The organism is Parabacteroides hominis (genome assembly GCF_014287585.1).
Taxonomy (GTDB): domain Bacteria; phylum Bacteroidota; class Bacteroidia; order Bacteroidales; family Tannerellaceae; genus Parabacteroides; species Parabacteroides hominis.
The window spans coordinates 15,450-33,863 of sequence record NZ_JACOOJ010000033.1 but is presented as its reverse complement, the minus strand read 5'-3'; the positions used below and the strand labels follow the sequence as shown (position 1 = coordinate 33,863).

General features: G+C 41.1%; 13 protein-coding genes and 1 pseudogene. 9 read left to right on the top strand and 5 right to left on the bottom strand.

The genetic code is table 11. From position 1 onward, the window contains the following. Genes H8S65_RS15885 through H8S65_RS15850 form a run of 8 tightly spaced genes read left to right on the top strand, consistent with a single transcriptional unit; the run spans position 1 to position 11,668 of the window. Positions 1-1,833 carry a site-specific DNA-methyltransferase gene (locus tag H8S65_RS15885; protein ID WP_186930845.1) on the top strand — a complete coding sequence of 611 codons (1,833 nt, stop codon included), beginning with the start codon at positions 1-3 and terminating at the stop codon, positions 1,831-1,833. After that, the gene (locus tag H8S65_RS15880) at positions 1,830-2,912 is read left to right on the top strand and encodes a virulence RhuM family protein (protein ID WP_186930844.1); all 1,083 of its coding nucleotides are present in this window, start codon (positions 1,830-1,832) and stop codon (positions 2,910-2,912) included. Before H8S65_RS15885 ends, H8S65_RS15880 begins: the two co-directional genes overlap by 4 nt. Continuing rightward, positions 2,909-5,269, top strand: coding sequence for a DEAD/DEAH box helicase (locus tag H8S65_RS15875; protein WP_186930843.1), 2,361 nt, complete (start codon positions 2,909-2,911; stop codon positions 5,267-5,269). Before H8S65_RS15880 ends, H8S65_RS15875 begins: the two co-directional genes overlap by 4 nt. 5 nt (positions 5,270-5,274) lie before the next feature. After that, positions 5,275-5,493, top strand: coding sequence for a DNA modification system-associated small protein (locus H8S65_RS15870; RefSeq protein ID WP_186930842.1), 219 nt, complete (start codon positions 5,275-5,277; stop codon positions 5,491-5,493). Positions 5,494-5,506: 13 nt separating this feature from the next. Next, positions 5,507-7,507, top strand: a complete 2,001-nt coding sequence (locus H8S65_RS15865) for an AAA family ATPase (protein ID WP_186930841.1) — start codon at positions 5,507-5,509, stop codon at positions 7,505-7,507. Between the two features lie 6 nt (positions 7,508-7,513). Next, positions 7,514-9,100 carry an ATP-binding protein gene (locus H8S65_RS15860; protein WP_186930840.1) on the top strand — a complete coding sequence of 529 codons (1,587 nt, stop codon included), beginning with the start codon at positions 7,514-7,516 and terminating at the stop codon, positions 9,098-9,100. A gap of 26 nt (positions 9,101-9,126) precedes the next feature. Next, positions 9,127-9,957 (top strand): AAA family ATPase, encoded by an 831-nt coding sequence (locus H8S65_RS15855; protein ID WP_186930839.1) that lies wholly within the window; start codon positions 9,127-9,129, stop codon positions 9,955-9,957. Between the two features lie 52 nt (positions 9,958-10,009). Then, entirely contained in the window at positions 10,010-11,668 is a 1,659-nt protein-coding gene (locus tag H8S65_RS15850; RefSeq protein ID WP_186930838.1) for an AAA family ATPase, read from the top strand. A gap of 313 nt (positions 11,669-11,981) precedes the next feature. On the opposite strand, the gene H8S65_RS15845 is transcribed toward H8S65_RS15850, so the two are convergent. The 3 genes from H8S65_RS15845 to H8S65_RS15835 all read right to left on the bottom strand — a co-directional run bounded on the left by H8S65_RS15845 (position 11,982) and on the right by H8S65_RS15835 (position 14,434). After that, positions 11,982-12,257, bottom strand: a complete 276-nt coding sequence (locus H8S65_RS15845) for a hypothetical protein (RefSeq protein ID WP_186930837.1) — start codon at positions 12,255-12,257, stop codon at positions 11,982-11,984. A 136-nt stretch (positions 12,258-12,393) separates the two neighbouring features. Beyond that, entirely contained in the window at positions 12,394-13,023 is a 630-nt protein-coding gene (locus H8S65_RS15840; protein WP_222616303.1) for a hypothetical protein, read from the bottom strand. Positions 13,024-13,042: 19 nt separating this feature from the next. Continuing rightward, positions 13,043-14,434 carry an ATP-binding protein gene (locus tag H8S65_RS15835; protein ID WP_186930836.1) on the bottom strand — a complete coding sequence of 464 codons (1,392 nt, stop codon included), beginning with the start codon at positions 14,432-14,434 and terminating at the stop codon, positions 13,043-13,045. Between the two features lie 680 nt (positions 14,435-15,114). Here H8S65_RS15835 and H8S65_RS15830 point away from each other — a divergent pair. Then, positions 15,115-15,679, top strand: a pseudogene (locus H8S65_RS15830) (excisionase family DNA-binding protein). Positions 15,680-15,823: 144 nt separating this feature from the next. Here the strand turns inward: H8S65_RS15830 and H8S65_RS15825 are convergent. Together H8S65_RS15825 and H8S65_RS15820 are read right to left on the bottom strand one after the other, a co-directional pair. Continuing rightward, the gene (locus tag H8S65_RS15825) at positions 15,824-16,975 is read right to left on the bottom strand and encodes a PepSY-associated TM helix domain-containing protein (RefSeq protein WP_186930835.1); all 1,152 of its coding nucleotides are present in this window, start codon (positions 16,973-16,975) and stop codon (positions 15,824-15,826) included. Further along, the gene (locus H8S65_RS15820) at positions 16,972-18,375 is read right to left on the bottom strand and encodes a DUF4374 domain-containing protein (RefSeq protein ID WP_186930834.1); all 1,404 of its coding nucleotides are present in this window, start codon (positions 18,373-18,375) and stop codon (positions 16,972-16,974) included. Before H8S65_RS15820 ends, H8S65_RS15825 begins: the two co-directional genes overlap by 4 nt. Positions 18,376-18,414 lie beyond the last annotated feature (39 nt).

Sequence of the window (18,414 nt, the reverse complement as noted above, 5' to 3'; positions counted from 1 at the left end):
ATGAACAAGAAAGAATTATACAATAAGATATTGCAACTTGATGGACTGACCAACGAAGAGAAGTCGGAACTATTGGGATTGCTGCGCAAGCAAAAGAAATATGGTTTGGTGTGGGAAGACAAGCCGGAAAATGTAGAGGAACGTTTGCGAGAGGAACTTCCTGTATTAGTCGAAGACACATCAAAAGCAATCATCAGTACCGAAGCCGATGTACCCAATCATATTCTGATTGAAGGAGACAATCTCGAAGCTCTTACAGCTCTTGCCTATACCCACGAAGGTAAGATTGATGTCATCTATATAGATCCTCCGTATAATACGGGGAACAAAGATTTTATCTACAACGATAGTTTTGTGGATAAAGAAGATTCGTACCGACACTCTAAATGGCTTTCTTTTATGAGTAAACGGTTGCGTATTGCCAAACAGTTGCTTTCAGATAAAGGGGTTATCTTTATTTCTATTGATGATAACGAACAGGCGCAATTGAAGTTACTCTGTGATGAGATTTTTGGGAATAATAATTTTATAACCAATATTATATGGCAATCAACAGCTGGTTCTAATACAGGAAATGAAATCGTAACAATAACAGAATATGTCTTAGTCTATACAGCAAATCGGTCCAAGGCGCATTTTGATGGACAACCCCCTTCAGATGATACGTTTAAACTTTCGGATGAATATGTCAAAGAGAGAGGGCGTTATACGTTAGACAAACTTGACCGAAGACGAGTAGGAGGACATTATTCAGAAGCTCTTAATTTTCCAATTGAAATGCCGGATGGAACTTTACGATACCCCGGTGGGGGAAAACAGCAAAATGAAGGGTGGAACTATTTATGGAGTAAAACAAAAGTTCAATGGGGAGTAGACAATGGTTTTATCGTTTTTAAGAAAAGTAAGAATGAATGGGCCGTATATTGCAAACGTTATCAAAAGGTGGATAATTCTAATAAACCTGTAGATAGAACAACACCATATCGAAATCTAATCACATCTGATTTATTCAATACGGCTCAGGGAACAGCTGAATTAGCTAATATATTCGATATTAGACCTTTTGCTTTTCCTAAGCCATCAATATTTGTAAAATTCTTACTATCTTCAACAGTAATAACAACCCCCAATGCCATCATCCTTGACTTCTTTGCCGGGTCTGGAACCACTCTTCATGCCACCATGCAACTCAATGCTGAAGATGGCGGTCATCGCAAGTGCATTCTCGTCACCAACAACGAGAACAACATCTGCGAAGAAGTAACCTATGAGCGAAACAAGCGAGTGATTAACGGTTATAGCACTCCAAAGGGTGAGGAAATGGCAGGATTGAAAAATAACACCCTGCGCTACTATCGTACAAGTTTTGTTGGCAGAAGCCGAAGCATGAAGAACATGCGCCAGTTGATGAACCTTTCTACCGATATGCTCTGCATCAAGGAAGACCTTTATGCCGAGCAGTCGAAGTTTGGCGAGCAACCGACTTATAAAAATGTGTTCCGTTACTTCGACGATGGCAATAAGCGTATGATGATTATCTATAAAGAAGATGCCGTGCTGTTGTTGGCAGACCTTATCCAAAAGACCGACTATGAGGGCAAGATGCGCGTGTATGTGTTCTCGCCAAGCGAAGACCCGTGGGAAGGTTCGTTTGAAGAAGTGCAGGACAAAGTAGAACTCTGTGCCCTTCCGCAAGCCATATATAATGCCTATCGCCGCATTCTGCCCAAGAAAAAAGAGGAAGCTATCGCGAATGAAAGTACAACCACCGACAACGCGAATCAAGCATTTGACGGTTTGCTTAACTTTGACGAAGAGGAGGCAGCGGAATGAACAAGCAAGACAAGAGCAAGAAAAAAAAGGAACAAGTGACTGTGCGCAGCAGTGCGGCGGAATACTTGAACTATGTGGCAAGCGTGGGCGATGACGAACAACAGATAGAGATTCGTTACGAAGACGAAAATATCTGGCTCACACAGAAACTGATGGCGATGCTTTACGGAGTAGAGGTACACACGATTAATTATCATATCAAAAAGATATTTGCAGACAGCGAGTTGCAAGAAAACTCAGTTATTCGAAAATTTCGAATAACTGCCCAAGACGGCAAACAATATACCACGAACCATTATTCATTGGAAATGATTATTGCTGTCGGCTTTAAGGTAAATTCGGAGAAGGCTGTGCAATTCAGAAAATGGGTAAACGGCATAGCCAAAGAGTACACCATCAAGGGATGGGTGATGGATTCGGAAAGACTGAAACGAGGAACGTTTCTCACGGACAAATACTTCGATGAGCAATTAGAACGTATCCGCGAGATTCGTACCAGTGAACGCCTGTTCTATCAGAAAATAACAGATTTATATGCTACAGCCATAGACTACGATAAAACAGCATTGGCTACACGCCGTTTTTATGCTACAGTGCAAAACAAAATGCACTATGCCGTTCACGGTCATACAGCAGCAGAGTTGATATTAGAACGCGCTGATGCTGCAAAAGAACACATGGGACTGGCCACATGGGCAGATGCTCCGGACGGAAAAATAAAGAAAAGCGATGTGGTGGTAGCCAAGAACTATCTTTCGGAAAACGAAATGGGACAGCTCCAACGTATGGTGACTGCCTATCTTGATTATGCCGAATCAATGACCCTGCGTCATATTCCCTTAACAATGGCGGATTGGGAGCAACGTTTGAACGGCTTTATAAATCTCTTCGAATATGGTCTTCTGAATGATGCAGGACGTGTGAGCGCGGAGATTGCTCGCTTACATGCAGAAACGGAATTTGAAAAATACAGGATTATACAAGACAAATTATTCTTGTCGGACTACGACCGCTTCTTGTTGGAGATGAAAGACGTCGAGAATAAAAATCAAGACAGCAAGAAAGGAAGTGAACAATGAAGAATTTAGAATATCAGCAGAAGGCAGTATCCGAATTGATAGACAAGACCATCCGTCTGTTGAACTTAGGAGAACAACGCAATAAATTAGTATTTGAAGCTACTACTGGTGCTGGAAAAACTGTAATGGCTTGCCAAATGCTGGCAGGTCTGATGGATGAATTGCGCAACAGAGGCGGAAGCCGCTATCAGGAAGTGGCTTTTATCTGGTTCGCTCCACGCAAACTGCACTTGCAGAGCTACAAGAAGTTGAAAGGGGCATTTGAGGAAACACGCACACTACGTCCGATGATGTTCGACGAAATTGACCAAAACGAAGGTATCCGTCCGGGTGAAATACTGTTTGTAAACTGGGAAAGCGTAAACAAGGAGAACAATGTAATGGTGCGTGAAGGTGACAGCTCCCTTTCATTATATGAAATAACGGATAAAACGAAAGAGGAATTCGGACTGCCTATCGTAGCCATCATTGACGAGGAACACATGTTTTGGTCAAAAACCGCAGACAAATCGGCAGCGGTGCTCGACAGAATCAATCCTACTGTTGAGATTCGCATTTCAGCAACCCCGAAAACATCCAACCCCAAAGAAAAGGTCACAGTCTATCGTCAAGATGTGATTGCGGCTGAAATGATAAAGAAGGAAGTGGTACTCAATCCTGAAATAGAACTGAATTTTAGTGACGAACTGGAGCTAAACGCCAACCTTATCAAAGCGGCTCTGGCTAAGCGAAACATGATAGCCGAAGCCTATAAAGAAGTAGGAGCCAATATTAATCCACTGTTGCTGATTCAGTTGCCTAACGATACTAAGGAGACGATGACCGCCGATGATACAGCCGTAGCCGAACAGGTAAAAAAACATCTTGAAGTGATATGCGGTATCACCACCGACAATCATCGGCTGGCTGTATGGCTCGCTAATGAGAAAGAGAACCTGACAGACCTTGAAAAGCCGGACAACCTGACCGAAGTATTGCTCTTCAAAGAAGCTATCGCTTTAGGTTGGGACTGCCCCCGTGCTGCTGTATTGCTCATCTTCCGCAAACTGCAAAGTGACCAGTTCACCATACAAACCGTAGGTCGCATTATGCGTATGCCGGAACAAAAACATTATCAAAAAGAAGTGCTGAACTCCGGCTATGTATTTACTGACATTGCAAAGGACAAAATACAAATCGTAACAGCAGATGCCAGGTATATTCTGAACAATACCATCACTGCACACCGCTGGGAAAATTTGAATAATGTAAACTTACCTTCCAGCTATACAGAACGACCCAATGTGGAGCGTAACTATTTGGGACCGGATTTTCGTAAAGTGCTTTTTGAGGAGGCTCGCAGGTTTTGGGACTTCATACAAGGAAATCTTTTGTTCTCCCTCGAAGAGCTTGCCCAGTTGGATAATGAAGATAACAGCAAGCCATTACCAGATAGCGAAGACCTCCAAATAAACGAAAATCGTAGAAAGGTGTCAAACTCCTTGCGGTTGGATGTAAAAAATATCAATATCGAAATACCGCAAGACGTGCATTTCCAAAACGAAGAACAGACATTGGAAGCCGAGACTATCAAATATGCAAGAAAGGCCACAGAGATAGACCGGGTATTTATGGCCTACATCGCCACTAAAGGACATCAGTTTGAGAACAAAGGAAGAACTGACAAAATAGCAAGTTACCTACTTGAAATACTTGCCGACCTCTTTGGTATCTATGGTACTGATGCCCAAAAAGTAGTACTCTATCACCTGAACCGTCCTAAGTTCGATCGCATCATCGATTCAGCGTTAGAACGATATGCCCGGATTCGTGACAAGGCACGAAAAGAATCGGCTGCAAAAAGGGTGTTCAAGAAATACGGTTGGGAAGTACCCGAAGAACGGACATACGACAACGAAACAAGTCATATAGAAGATTTTGACAATCATGCATTATTGCCTTTTGTACAACTCAATCAGGCTTCTAATCCGGAAAGAGACTTCGTGATCTATTTGGAGCAGAATAGCCAATACATAGATTGGTGGTATAAGAATGGTGATAAAGGCAAGCAACACTATGCTATTGAATACAATGCAGGAGATGAGCTGGCTAAATCGCTCTTCTATGTTGATTTTGTAATCCGTATGAAGAACGGCCACATCTATCTATTTGACACCAAAAGCATAGGCAGTGATGTTTTTGCACCAGATAAGCACAACGCACTGTTGCAATACATCAAGGAGAACACAACGGAAACGCAACCTCTTTATGGCGGTGTTATCCTGCAAAAAGGAGGAAACTGGCTATTCTCTCCCCTTCCCATTGAGAATACCACCGATACGCTGAATTGGAACTGTTTTTACCCACAAAACGCATAAAGATTATGGCAAAAGGAATTGACCCTAAGTTTGTACATTACGGCATCCGAAAAGATGACCTAGCAACGATAGAAGCCATTTGCGAAGTTGAAAAAATCGACTTTGACTGGTTGAGTGAGGAAATATTGAAAGCCTACCACGCAAAGAAAGTGGATGTGATTGAGATGAGTGACAGCGATACGGAAGAGATAATCCGTAACGCGATACAGAAAATACGTCAATAAATGATTATACGCCATGCTCATACAGAGAATTAAAATAAGCAATTTTAAGACCTACTTGTCTCTCGACCTTGATTTGACAGTAGATGACGACCGCCCTATTATACTCATAGGCGGATCGAATGGCGGCGGTAAAACAACACTGTTTGAAGCCATAAGCGGAGCTTTATATGGATTGAAAATTGAGAGCAAGGAGCATTTCTTGGAATTGCTCAATCAAGGTGCCATCAACAAAGTGAAGCCGGAAATCAGTCTTCAAATCACTTTTGTCGGTAAGGTATTGGGGCAACAACAGAAGTACATCTTGAAAAGAATTTACCAGTTGAACCCGCAAGGCCGTCCTTTGGAAAGCGTATCCTTGAATATGAATGGCAATATGTATGTCTATGGCACCATGACTGCCGCAAAGGAGAGGGTTAGAGCTGAACAGGAAATCAGTAAAATCATTAAAGCCAATCTGCCGCAGGAATTGAGTCAGTATTTCCTATTTGATGCCATGCAGTCAAGTGAATTGCTGAAAAAGAATGTATTTCAACAGACCATTCGCGATAATTTTGAGAATGTACTTGGCTTCAAGAAATACTTGCAACTGAAGCGTGCATCGGAAAAATTACAGCAAGAATGGGCGCAGCAACGCCTTGAAGCCGAACAAGAGGCTAAAGAGTATAATGCCTTATGCAATCAAAAGGAACAACTGGTAACTGAAATGAATGCTTGTCTTGCAGAACAGGATAGGTTATACAAATATATGTCGTCAGTTGAAAATGAGTATCAGCGAGCAAAAGAGGGTGCGCAACAGGCAGCCAATCTTAGCAAACGCATACAAGATGTTGACGGAAAAATCCGTTCAATAACGGACGAGGCTGCTAATTATGTAGAAAATCTGAAAGCATTCATTGACAATATTGAAATCAATGTATTCATGCCCAAACTGGCTGCAAACCTATCACAAGAAATTAGCAATATATTACGGGTGAAAGAACAATTACGAAAGCAAAATACCGGAGCATATCCGATAGAAACGCTTCGTGATGTAACGGCAAAGATCATTGAATACCTAAAGGAGCTTTCATTGTGCAGCCAAGCTGTGGACGAAGAAAATGTTGTTGCCCACATGATTGCTTTACAAAATACGACTAATGCCAAAGACCCTTATGATTATTTGGACGATGCCGAGGTGGATGCACTTCAAGAACTCCCCCAAAAGGGTGGTGTCAACCAGTTCGTATCTCTCGATCGCAAAAGGCAAGATATGGAAATACAACTTGCTAATCTTGAAAACCTCAGAACAGAAAAGCGTACATTGGAACAGACACAAGTCGGTGGTAACGGTTTGTTGATTGCAAATTATGAAGAAGCAAAGCGCACCGTGGAAAAACTGACAACACAAGAAGAAACTCTTAAAGGAGAAATTCTACGTCTGGAAAAACGCATACACCAATATGACGTACAGATTCAACAAGAACCGGATGTCAAGTTTGATACGTTGGTAAAACTTCGTCCTTTCTTTGATAAAGTGGCAGACAGTTTACTGAAAAAGAAAAAAGCACAAATTGAGGCGGAAATGCAATCGCAACTCAACCGTCTTCTAGTATCCTATAAAGGGCACATTGGCAAGGTAGAGTTGTCGGACAGTATGGAAAACTTCAATATAAAGCTTTACCACAGCGCCGGGAATGAAATATCATTGAACCAACTGAATGCCGCTTCCAAACAGATATTCATACAAGTGCTGCTCAAAGTTTTGCGCAACCTCGGAGACTACAATCCGCCTGTGATGATAGATACCGTGATGGGGGTACTCGACAATGAGAGCCGTGATGCGTTAATGGAGGAGTATTTCCCCCAGCTGGCAGAACAGACTATTCTGCTCTGCACCACATCTGAAATACGCACGGACAGTGACTATATAAAATTGGAGCCGTTTATTTCAAAGACATATACGCTGCACCGTAATGTAGAGGAACAGAATACGACCATTGAAGATGGTTATTTCGGAATACCACTTAATCAGTAAATAGATATGAGCATAATAAATTTTTCAAATACTCGGCAGATGGAGGGATTACTGGATGAAATTAGTCCGGTAAAAGATTTTGTGGAGCATAAAATCAACTTATCGCGCTGTGCAGACAGAGAGAAGCGGGTAAGCCTGACCCTCAACAAAGTAATGCGCATCTGTTTTATCGTTGGTTTGAGCATTACAACAGAACGCAAAGAAGAGGATTATAAAGATATACAACTTTCCACCAATTCAACACGTATTGTTCCGAGTTTCTTTACAATGCACGATTTATCCACCCTGTATTCGGCATTGTTGAAGTTACGTTATGCCAAATTGAATATAGACTGGTCGCAGAATGCCATCCTATCACGTATCATTGCTGCTGAAATGCTACGTGGGCGTAACTATTTGTTGGAAGAGAATAATTTGGATTCTTTCCTGTATGCAGTTAGCAATAAAGTGGCTATGGCTAAAGACATTCCAGCTCTTAATCTGCTTATCGGGAACTATGGCGATGCTGAAATGGAGGCTACTCTTGATATTAATAGTCGTGAGATAACCAACTCGCAAATCATCATTGCAGGAGCAACTGGTTCCGGAAAAACAAATCTGCTTGCAGTGTTGATGCAACAGTTCAGAGCATTGTCTTCGGAATCCCAATATCCTGTAAACTTCCTATTGTTTGACTACAAGGGTGAATTTAGCGACATACAAAACAACCATTGGTTGTCACATTTCGATGTTGATCGTAGTAGTATATTAGATCCTATAGAACGTCCGTTGCCATTCACTCCGTTTAAAGATTTTTCCGGTCGCCCTATCAATGAAATAAACCTCTATTCCTCGGAAATGGCTTCGGCTCTTTGTTCAATAGACCGGGTGTCAGCCAGTGCAAACATGAACAATAGATTGAGTGAGGCTATAGTGGAAGCATACAAGAAAACAAATGGTGGACCCATCACATTCACCATGATGTTGGAAGAGTATCAAGCTAAGATGACAGATGCAGGAAAAGATGATAGCATTTCATCTGTATTGAAACAGTTGGTACGTGCCAACATCTTTGAGGAAGAAGATAAAGCCGACCTTATCGGAGACTGTTACATCATAAAAATGGACGGTTACCCAAAGGACGGACCAATCGCAAAGGCTATTGTCTATTTTATCATCTCTAAATTGAACAACATCTACGAACAGCTTGAAAAGCAAGCTACGAATGATGATGTGGTACAGATTCGCCACTTCTCCATCATTGACGAAGCCCACTACATGCTGGACTTTGACAACCGTCCTTTGCGGAATCTGATTGCCGTGGGCAGAAATAAAGGATTGAGCATTATCCTTGCTACTCAAAACATGAGTAGTTTCAAGAGTAAAGGATTTGACTTCTATGCCAATGCCCAATATCCTCTTATAATGAAGCAGCAAACAATTGATGACAAAGTAATCAAAGACTTATATGGCGTTAGCGGACAAGAGCTGCAAGAGGTACGTACTGCCATAGCCGGGCTTCAGAAAGGGGAGTTAATCATCAAAGACCAAATGGCCTTTGCGTTGGGTATGGGCAAGAAATATAAGAAGATTAATGTGACACATTTGATATAATCTAAGTCTGACAAACAGATAATGTAATGGAATATACTCATGCAAAAGATTATTTAATAGAGTTGGCAAACGATGCTCAAACTCATGGCTGGTTAAAGGATCTTATCATTAAGATTATTAACACGAATGGACATCTTTCAGATGAAGATATGTCCACTACTACAACACAGTTGAAATCAAACAGTGCAAGTATTTTATCTGCACCAAGTACTAAAAATACAAATAGCCATTCTGACATCCGTTTTATTTCATTAATACATAATGCAGGTGTATGCGCTTTAGCTAATGACCAAAAGATTATTTTTTCCAAAGATATTACACTATTGTATGGGAATAATGGTTCTGGTAAAAGCAGTTACTTTCGTATTTTAAATGAAATTATTGGAGGAAACCAGAAAACGGAGCTTCGTCCTAACATTTATGCAAGTACAGATAATCCTATAAATATACGATTGACCTATGCAGAAGGAGACTCTATTAAAGAACTATTGTGGGATGGAACGACAAGAGCCGTAAGTCCCTTGAACTTATCAAGCGTATTTGATTCAAACTATACGATGGCCTTTCTTCAAAAGAGAAGCGCAGACACTGCGATTGTACTGCCATACGGATTACATTTATTTACTTCCCTAACTACAGCTATGGATAATATTAAGGGAAGGATACAAACTGAAATAGACGGAATTTTAAGCTCTTTACCGCAAATTAATACAGAAGGATTGTCTGATGATGTTAACACAAAGAACATATCGTACATCTCAGAAAAAATATATCCAAGAACGATATACACTTTCTATAGAACAGGAAGCGGAATTAAAGCAGCAAAAAGAACGATTAAAAGCATTGTAAGAAACTAATTTTGAAGACAGAATTAAAATTATATCCAATGAATTGTCTCAATATGAATCTTTGAAAAAACATTTATCAGAAACAAAAAATCTTCTTCAAAAATACGAGTCAGAAATAAAATCAATTACAAATTTAATTCTAACAAGTAAGAAAAGATGCGAGGAGGTTAAGCTTAAAATAGCCGTTTTAAGTGAAATTGGCAATACTGATTCGAAAGAGTGGAAAGCATTTATAGAAACTGGAGCAACTTTTATTCAAAAGACCGACTTTAATAAAAAGATATGCCCATATTGTCGTCAACCACTCATAGACAATGCTGTCCGTATTCTATCCGCTTATGAAACATATTTGTCTGATAAAAGTCTCTCTGAATTAAAACTGGCATTAAAATCAAAAGAAAATCTTCGCCAGAAGTTGTTGACCATAACGACTAATTACACAATTTCAGAGCAATTCAAGGCACTTATAGATGCAAACACAAGTATTCCTGTATTTTTCGACAAAGTTTCAGGAATACTTCAAATGCAAAGCGAACAAAAAAAATCACTCATTAGCAGTATAGATGCAGAAACAGATAATGCCCCACTGCTTTTTAAATCAACAGATGAGCTGATATCTTGTATAAGCTCTATATGTGATGAATACCAAAAGAATATAGTCCATCTTCGTGATGAACAAGCAAAGAAAAACCAAATGATTGCAGAGTTATCATCACAAATGAAGTCATTAATTGAACAGAAAGCTATCTCAACCCAGAAAGAATTATTTTTCGACTGGTTTGAGAAAATGAGAGTTGTAGATGAATTAAAGAAATGTCAAACAGAATTATCTACTAGAAGTATATCTATATTAGCTAAAACAGCAAGTCAAACTCTTGTGACCGAAAACCTCAAAACCAAATTTCAAGAAGAATTGGATGCTTTAGGATTAAAAAAATTAAGCGTTGATTTATCGGAGGCAGGAGTATCACGTGGGCAATCTTTTATGCAACTAAAGCTCATAAATAACAATTCTGTAACTGAGATATTAAGTGAGGGAGAACAAAAGGGAGTTGCATTGGCCTTATTTATTGCAGAAAGAAGAATGCAAATATCGAAAAATCCTATTATTTTAGATGATCCCGTTAATAGCCTTGACCACTTTATTACAGCAAAACTAGTAGAACGTTTATCTTCATTAGGTAATCAAATAATTATTTTTTCGCACAATTTATTATTACAAACATCTTTGACCAGCCTTCGAGGTCTTCATGAGTGTGGAGCAAATCAAGTATCTTCTTGTAAAAAGTCAACAAAACACCTATTTATGTATTCAGTAAACTCCCACGGACGTGATAAAAAAGGTGTAATAGTGGAGATGAAGCAAGATAATGTTGCCAATAATTTATTGGTTGCCCATAAACGTCTTAAAGAAGAACCATTTAATAGGGAATGCAGTATTATGGTAGGTGCCATCCTGCGACATACAATTGAACTCATTGTTGATGAGACAATTTTTCGCAATCAGATTCCAGTTAAATTCCATGGGAAAAAGAATTCCATTCAGTGGGATCAATTAAAAACACTTAATCCCGATGTGACCATCATAGATAAATTGAATAACCTTTTTAGTCGTCTTTCTGGTGGCGATTTGCACTCTGGTGTTGAACAATCAGATAATCCTATGGATTATGAGGAATTGGAGGGTATCTATAATGAATTAGTCACATTAATAGCATAATATCATATTTATATGAACATATTCAAAAATACCTAAATGACGAAAATACAGAAAAACGTGAACGTGCCCAGTTATGGAGAACCTCTATTGGATTACAGGCGGTTGATAATTTATGTGTGTCTAACTTTCTTGTTGAAATAGCACGTAAACATATAGAAGGAGAAATATCAATGGATGAAGTTAGCAGAATGATAGATGAACATTATAGGAAGCCTAAAGAACCATAGTTCTCTATCACTTTGCTAAACAAAAATTTATACGAAATTTGGGACTGAATCCATGTTATTAATACACAGATTCAGTCCCCATTAAATTAGTCCATTGATTCCCGAATAATACGCAAAGTTTCTTTCTTATACTCCTTGCGGTCATATTCAAACCCTCTACACATCCAACAGCTACATGGAGTACCTGTAGTTTTGTAAACTTGCGCCCATTTGTCTTTTGCCAACTCAAACCAATGAGGATGCTCATAATAGCTTCCGTCTTCACGGATAATACAATGTCCATAAGCGGCATAAAGAATCATACGAGCCTTAAATACACGAGCCATTTGCTGGCGTCTCCAAAATTTGTTTCTTTTGTCCATCGTCTCTTTCTATTAAAGCTAGGATGAACAATGATACTATTCTGGCGAAACTTAATGTGTCCATAGAATTTTAAATTAAAGTAAACTATTATCTATCACTCTTTATTCTAATCTTTCCATTTTTAAGCATATCTGATTAGAGAGATTCCTCGTCTTCTTCCTCCTCAAACCCTTCCGAAGCATTTGCTATCAACGCTTTCCCAATCTCCAACTGTAAGAACTTAGGAAGACGAAGCAGCTTCGCCATAAGCTGGCTATAAGTGAACTCTACTTTTGTATCCAGTATGGGTTCTTCTTCAATGCTCGTATCAATCTTCTCAACGGTTTCAGAATCTTCAATGAAATCGGAAAAGTCCGGACTTTCAGGCCAATTCTCTATTGTACCATCATGATGGATTCTTAGACGGATATAATCGCCACAATCATCTGATTCTGGAATTAAACCGTTAGGTACATAATCGGCAATTTTACATATTACCCGTTTATCTTTATCAAGCAAGAAATATGTTCCGCTATCACATACTTTGGCTTGAAGATACATATTTCCGTATTTCGGCTTCCAATTTAGAAGTGTACGAGTATTCAGATTGATTATTCCCGACCACATTCCTTTTGAAACCAACGGGTACTTGTTTTCGTATAGTTCACCCAGCCATGCATCGGTATAGCTACACATTTCTTCGTTGTACGGAAAGTATATCATAAGGTAGTGAGCCACCTCATTCAAATTCTGTTCTTTGATTCCAATCAATATCTGTTTTGCCATAATACTTTTATTTATAGGTTTAAATAGTAGTTAATGAACTCAGGTCAACATCGGGAATAATAGCATCTGCGAGTTTGTCCTCGACAAGGAATCCCATGTAAAGCGGAATAGTGAGTATACCTCCCTCACGCCCTACATTATATTGACCTAATTTGATTGCATTCTTGACATGATATACATCTTTGTTCTTAAGAACCGTAGTCATGCTTTTTGCCTTACCCGTCTTTGCCTTGATTTCAAGTATAACACATTCACCCTTGAATCTGACCAAGAAGTCCAACTCAAGTCCACTATCCTTATGGAAATAATATAGCTTTTGCCCAGACTTGCATAGGAAATCAGCCATCAGGTTCTCGAAGATGGCTCCCTTGTACCCAAGAAGATTGCCCTTTAAGATATCCGCCTGAGTACCATAGTCGAGCATGGCCATAAGGATACCTATATCGGTGGTGTACACCTTGAAGCAGTCTTTAATGGAATTGCCCTCTAACGGCAGCTCCGTAATCTGCGTGTTGTAACACCTCCGGACTATCCCTGCATCCTCTAACCATTGGATGCTGCCGATGTATTGCGAAGCCCGTCCTCCTTTCTTAACTACGGAATACTGGAACTTCTTATTTTCTTTGGCCAGTTGTTTCGGAATGGACTCAAAACATTCGCGGATATGCGGTTTGTCTGCATCATCTGCATATTTGATCATGTCCTCTTCATATTCGGCTATGAGATTACGCTGTACCTTATATATAAGTTCGATATTCTTCGTTTCAAGAAAACAGTTCACCACTTCGGGCAGTCCTCCGACAATGACATATCTGTACAGCAACTCCATCATTGCCTTATGAATCCCATCTGGAACAGCTTTCTCGTTCTCGAAGGATGATTTGACAGAGTCTATGACCGTATCACTGATTCCGTTTGCCCATAGAAATTCCTCAAAGTCCAGCGGATACATATCTATCACCGTTTCATATCCTACGGGGATAGAATCCTGTCCTTCCTCCTCCTTTTTCTTCTTGCTTTTGCCGTAGCCTTTCACTCCTAAAAGAGAGCCTGTGGCGATAACATCAAAACGACCATCTATATGGAATGACTTCAAGGCTGTCCTTGCCTCCTTGCACTCCTGAATCTCGTCAAGAATAATGCAAGTGTTCCCATCGATGAAACGACTGCTTGGAATCAAAGCTGAGAGGTTGAGAATAATGGTATCTACATCTATATTGCCTGTAAAGGCGGACTTCTTATCCGGTTCAAGAATGAAGTTCATATAAACCACACTCTCGTAATTCTCCTTTGCGAATTTCTGGACAATGTATGTCTTTCCGCATTGGCGGATACCTTTTATCACAAGGGGCTTTCTGTCCTCAGACTTCTTCCACTTGGCTAAAACTGTTTCTATTTTCCTCTTCAGCATAGCTTTCTTTTATTTGCTCTTTGCAAAACTACATTTTTTCAAGCGAATAAACAAAACATTCTACATTTTTTCCAATGAAAATAACATTGAAAGCCACATTTTTCCAAGCTAATCATATATTTCGATGCAAAAAACACAGAAATTCCACGAAAACCACTACCTTTGTATCCAGCAAGCGTTCTGTAACATCCATGCGGAAATGCCCTATCATTCAACACATTGTATCTGATAGCGAACATTCCACAAAAGGGCTGAAAGAAAGCGGTACAACACGTATATGCAAAGCCATGAAACACAACGGTTTGCATTTGTTCCTACATTCTGTGTACTTGTGAAAACAGAAGTTGTACCGATTAAAATGAATTGTCGCTGATAATCAGTGATGTCAATATGCTGCATCGGCAAGTGATGGCTTGGAAACACCGTAACCAACCATAATTATTTAGAACAAAGTTGCTGTATATCAGCGACTTTTATGTTTTTAACACTTTCCAGTCACTATTTGGAAGTAACGGTTTTTATCCATATTTTTCTATCATATTTCTACCGCGACAGAAATTCACGGTTAGCTCGAATGTCACAGTGACGCATTAGTTGACGTGTGTTGACAATGGTTTACATGTGTTGACAAAAATCGGGAGAAATAAGGCGAAATTACCGCCAATGTAAACGAGGAAAATATGGAAGTAAGAAAGATTTGTCAATGATGTGGAAAGCCATTCGTAGCTCAAAAGACAACGACCTGTTATTGTAGCCACCAGTGTTCCAATCTTGGCTACAAGGAACGCATCCGAGAACGTAAGCGACAGTTGAAACGGTCGCAAGAATTATTGCAAGCTCGACAAGCTGCCGAGGGGCAGGATTTCTTCTCTTTTGCCCAAGCAGCAAAGTTGATGGGCGTAACCAGACAGTACATATATTAAATAGGTAAAGGAATCCAAACTTCGGGCTTCATGCATCAGTGGCAAGAAGTCGCTCATCCGCCGTGCGGACATTGAACTGATGATGAAAACTAAACCTTATGAGCGTGTCATGCCCAAAGAGGATTTCGACCTATCCAAGACCTCAGAGCAGGAGAGTAAGGCAGAATACTATGCCGTCAAGGAAGCGATGGAGAAATTCAAGCTCTCTCGCGATTCGGTTTACGGTATTCTGCAATTCCATCAGATCAACCGTGAAAAGAACGGACGGTTCGTCAGATTCCTGAAAGTGGAGTTTGACCGGGTGATGGGAATTCACAAATAGTCTAACTTGTCGCTATTGAGACGCATTTATATTACATAAGTAATCACGAATAATTTTCGAAGATTGCATTTTTTTATTGAAGTGTTGGGAAAGGGAAACCGTGAGGTTTCCCTTTTTGTTGGGTTCGCCCGGCACGAACATATTCTAACCTTTCCGTATCTTTTTTTTGATCCAGAAATAGTAACCCGTTATGGCAAAGACTGCTCCGAGTAATGAAACCAGGCAACTTAATATCCGGGTGGTCATGCCTCCCCAGGTCCCGGCGTGGACGGAATAAATCCACCCTCTTATTTTACCGGAATCAGGAAGATCTTTATATAACTGAGTTCCAGTGATCTTTCCGGTAGCCGGATCAAACGAGTAACGGTCACTACCCCTTGTATTTCCGTAGTCGGCAGTAGAAACGGTAGCCGCTCCATCCTGAATGGTGATTGATTTATATTCTGGATAACGGCTTTGTAAATCGGACAGGACTTCGGCCCATTGGGTATAGTCTGTCCTTTTTTGTTGTTTCCCTTTTCTTTCGGCAGAGCCGGAACGTCCCTGGGAATCCTTTTCACCGGATGTTTTGGCGGAAGGCGAAGGAGCTGCAGCATGAGCTTGCGGCTGGTTCGTGCTGACGCCGAATGCTGTGTAGAAGGCGTTACGATACCAACCGAACGACCAGGTCAGACCGGTTAACGACAGGACAAGCAGGAGCAATGCCGCGTAAAAGCCTCCGGAAACGTGCAGGTCATAGAGAAAGCGGAACCAGCCGGATTTGGTTTTTATTTTTAACCGGTTCTTCAAGACCTTCTTGTTTCGCGGATACCAGATGACAAGCCCGCTGATAATGATGATCACCAGTGCCAAAGTGGAATATCCGACAATCGCTTTTCCCCAGGCAAAACTGCCATCCCGTTTATACTCGTCGAGTAGCCAGCGATGGAGGCGCATCGTCTTCATGAAGAATCCTTTTCCATCGTCTATCCCGGTTATTCCGGCTGTATATGGATCGATGAAACAGGCCGCCTTTTTCCCCGGTAAAACGAGTTGATAAGTCCGCCTGGGATCGGAAGAAACCCGTATGCCGTTTATTTTAATGGAATCGGGCAGTTGTTGCCGGGCAGCCTCCATCAAGGCTGCCGGCGGGAGCGGTTCGCCTTTCATCTCCTTAACAAAATAACGGGAAGGGTAGCAAAGCTCCAGTATCTCCGTTTCGAATACCAGGATTGCCCCTGTCAGGCAGACGATCGCAATGATGATACCGAAAGGTATCGATAGCCATACATGTACTTTCGCAAAGAACCTTTTCATTGTACCGTCAGTTTTCCGATGCCAGTTATCTGGGTCGCTTCGACTGTAACACCTTTCGTTGCACTGGCGTTAGCCGGGTCGATCTTGTAGATGGCGGGATGGCCTTCGGTTGTCGTTACGGCCATGTAAGCCTTACCGTCTTCGACATGTATCGTGTTGCCGAAACCGGAGATCAGGTCTGTCGAAGGAAGACCGGTTACGTAAGTCAGCTTCTTGTCTTCGGCCTTGAATACGGCCAACTGGTTAGCTGTATAACCGGTTTGGCTGAAAGGACGGTCGTACATCAACAGCAGGAAATAATCTTCCGTGATATGCCAGCTGCGCAGGAAAGAGTTGCCATTGCTCTGTTCCTCCAGGTTGCAATAGTAATCGTCGAAATCTTCGCTTCCGTTCGGGATGCGTACTACACCGGCCGGCAGGTTGGTCTGCTGACGCGGGTCGGTCATTGTTTTGGCATAAGAGGGCGAAAATACATAGATGTCGCCATTGCCGGCAGCCCAGATCATCTGGTAATATTGCGATTTGAAACGTCCGCAGGCGTAACTGATTTTATCGGTCTTGACGATTTTCTTATTTGTAAATGTTTCGTCGTCGAAGATTGTTACCCAACAGGAATTCGGATATTGTGTCCACAATAGCTCGTCTTTTTCGTAAGCGCTGCTATTCGAACCTCCGGATTCCGTTTTCACCAAGTCTTCGTTGCCCGGCAGAATCCATTTCCCGTTTCCGTCTTTTGTCCCGTACTGGCTTAATCCCATCGGAACGGCTACGCTATAGATCTTGCTGTTGTGTTCCAAAATGCCTGCCAGCGTTACATATTCGCCATTGCCTAAGAAGTTTTCAGACAGGTAGGATTTGTTCTTCGTGTCGTTGTCCGTTTTTGTTTCGGCTGCAACATCTAAAAGAGAAACGAGGAATGACTGGGGAACGTAGCCGTTTTCGTCTGCCCATTCCGTTGGACCGTCACCTGAAGAAAGAGTCATGATATATTTGTCGTAAATGCCGTAAGTTGTGAAACGTTTAACCTTATAGCTCTGTGAACGGGTTTCGAGTTCGCCGTTTGCATTCTGGATATACGAACGTGTATCTCCTGCATTTCCCTGATTGTAGGTCAAGCCGTACAGATATTGATCTTTATAGAATACCCATTGTGTTGCCCCGTCATTTACAAGACCGTTATTCAATGTTGTCACGGTTCCTTCGTCCACGCGTTCAGCTGTAAGCAGCACGTTGGTCGTATTTCCGGATGCTGTGGTCGATGCCGGGATTACGAATGTACTTTTTACATCGTTTGTCCCACCCCCGTCCGGTGTCGGGATATCGTTGTCGCTACAGGAAGTAAACAGTCCACCCGCCAGCATAGCTGCGGCAATGCCGGTTAATAAATGATTCGTTTTCATTTTGTAATGCATGTATTTATATTTAATAACTATGATAAT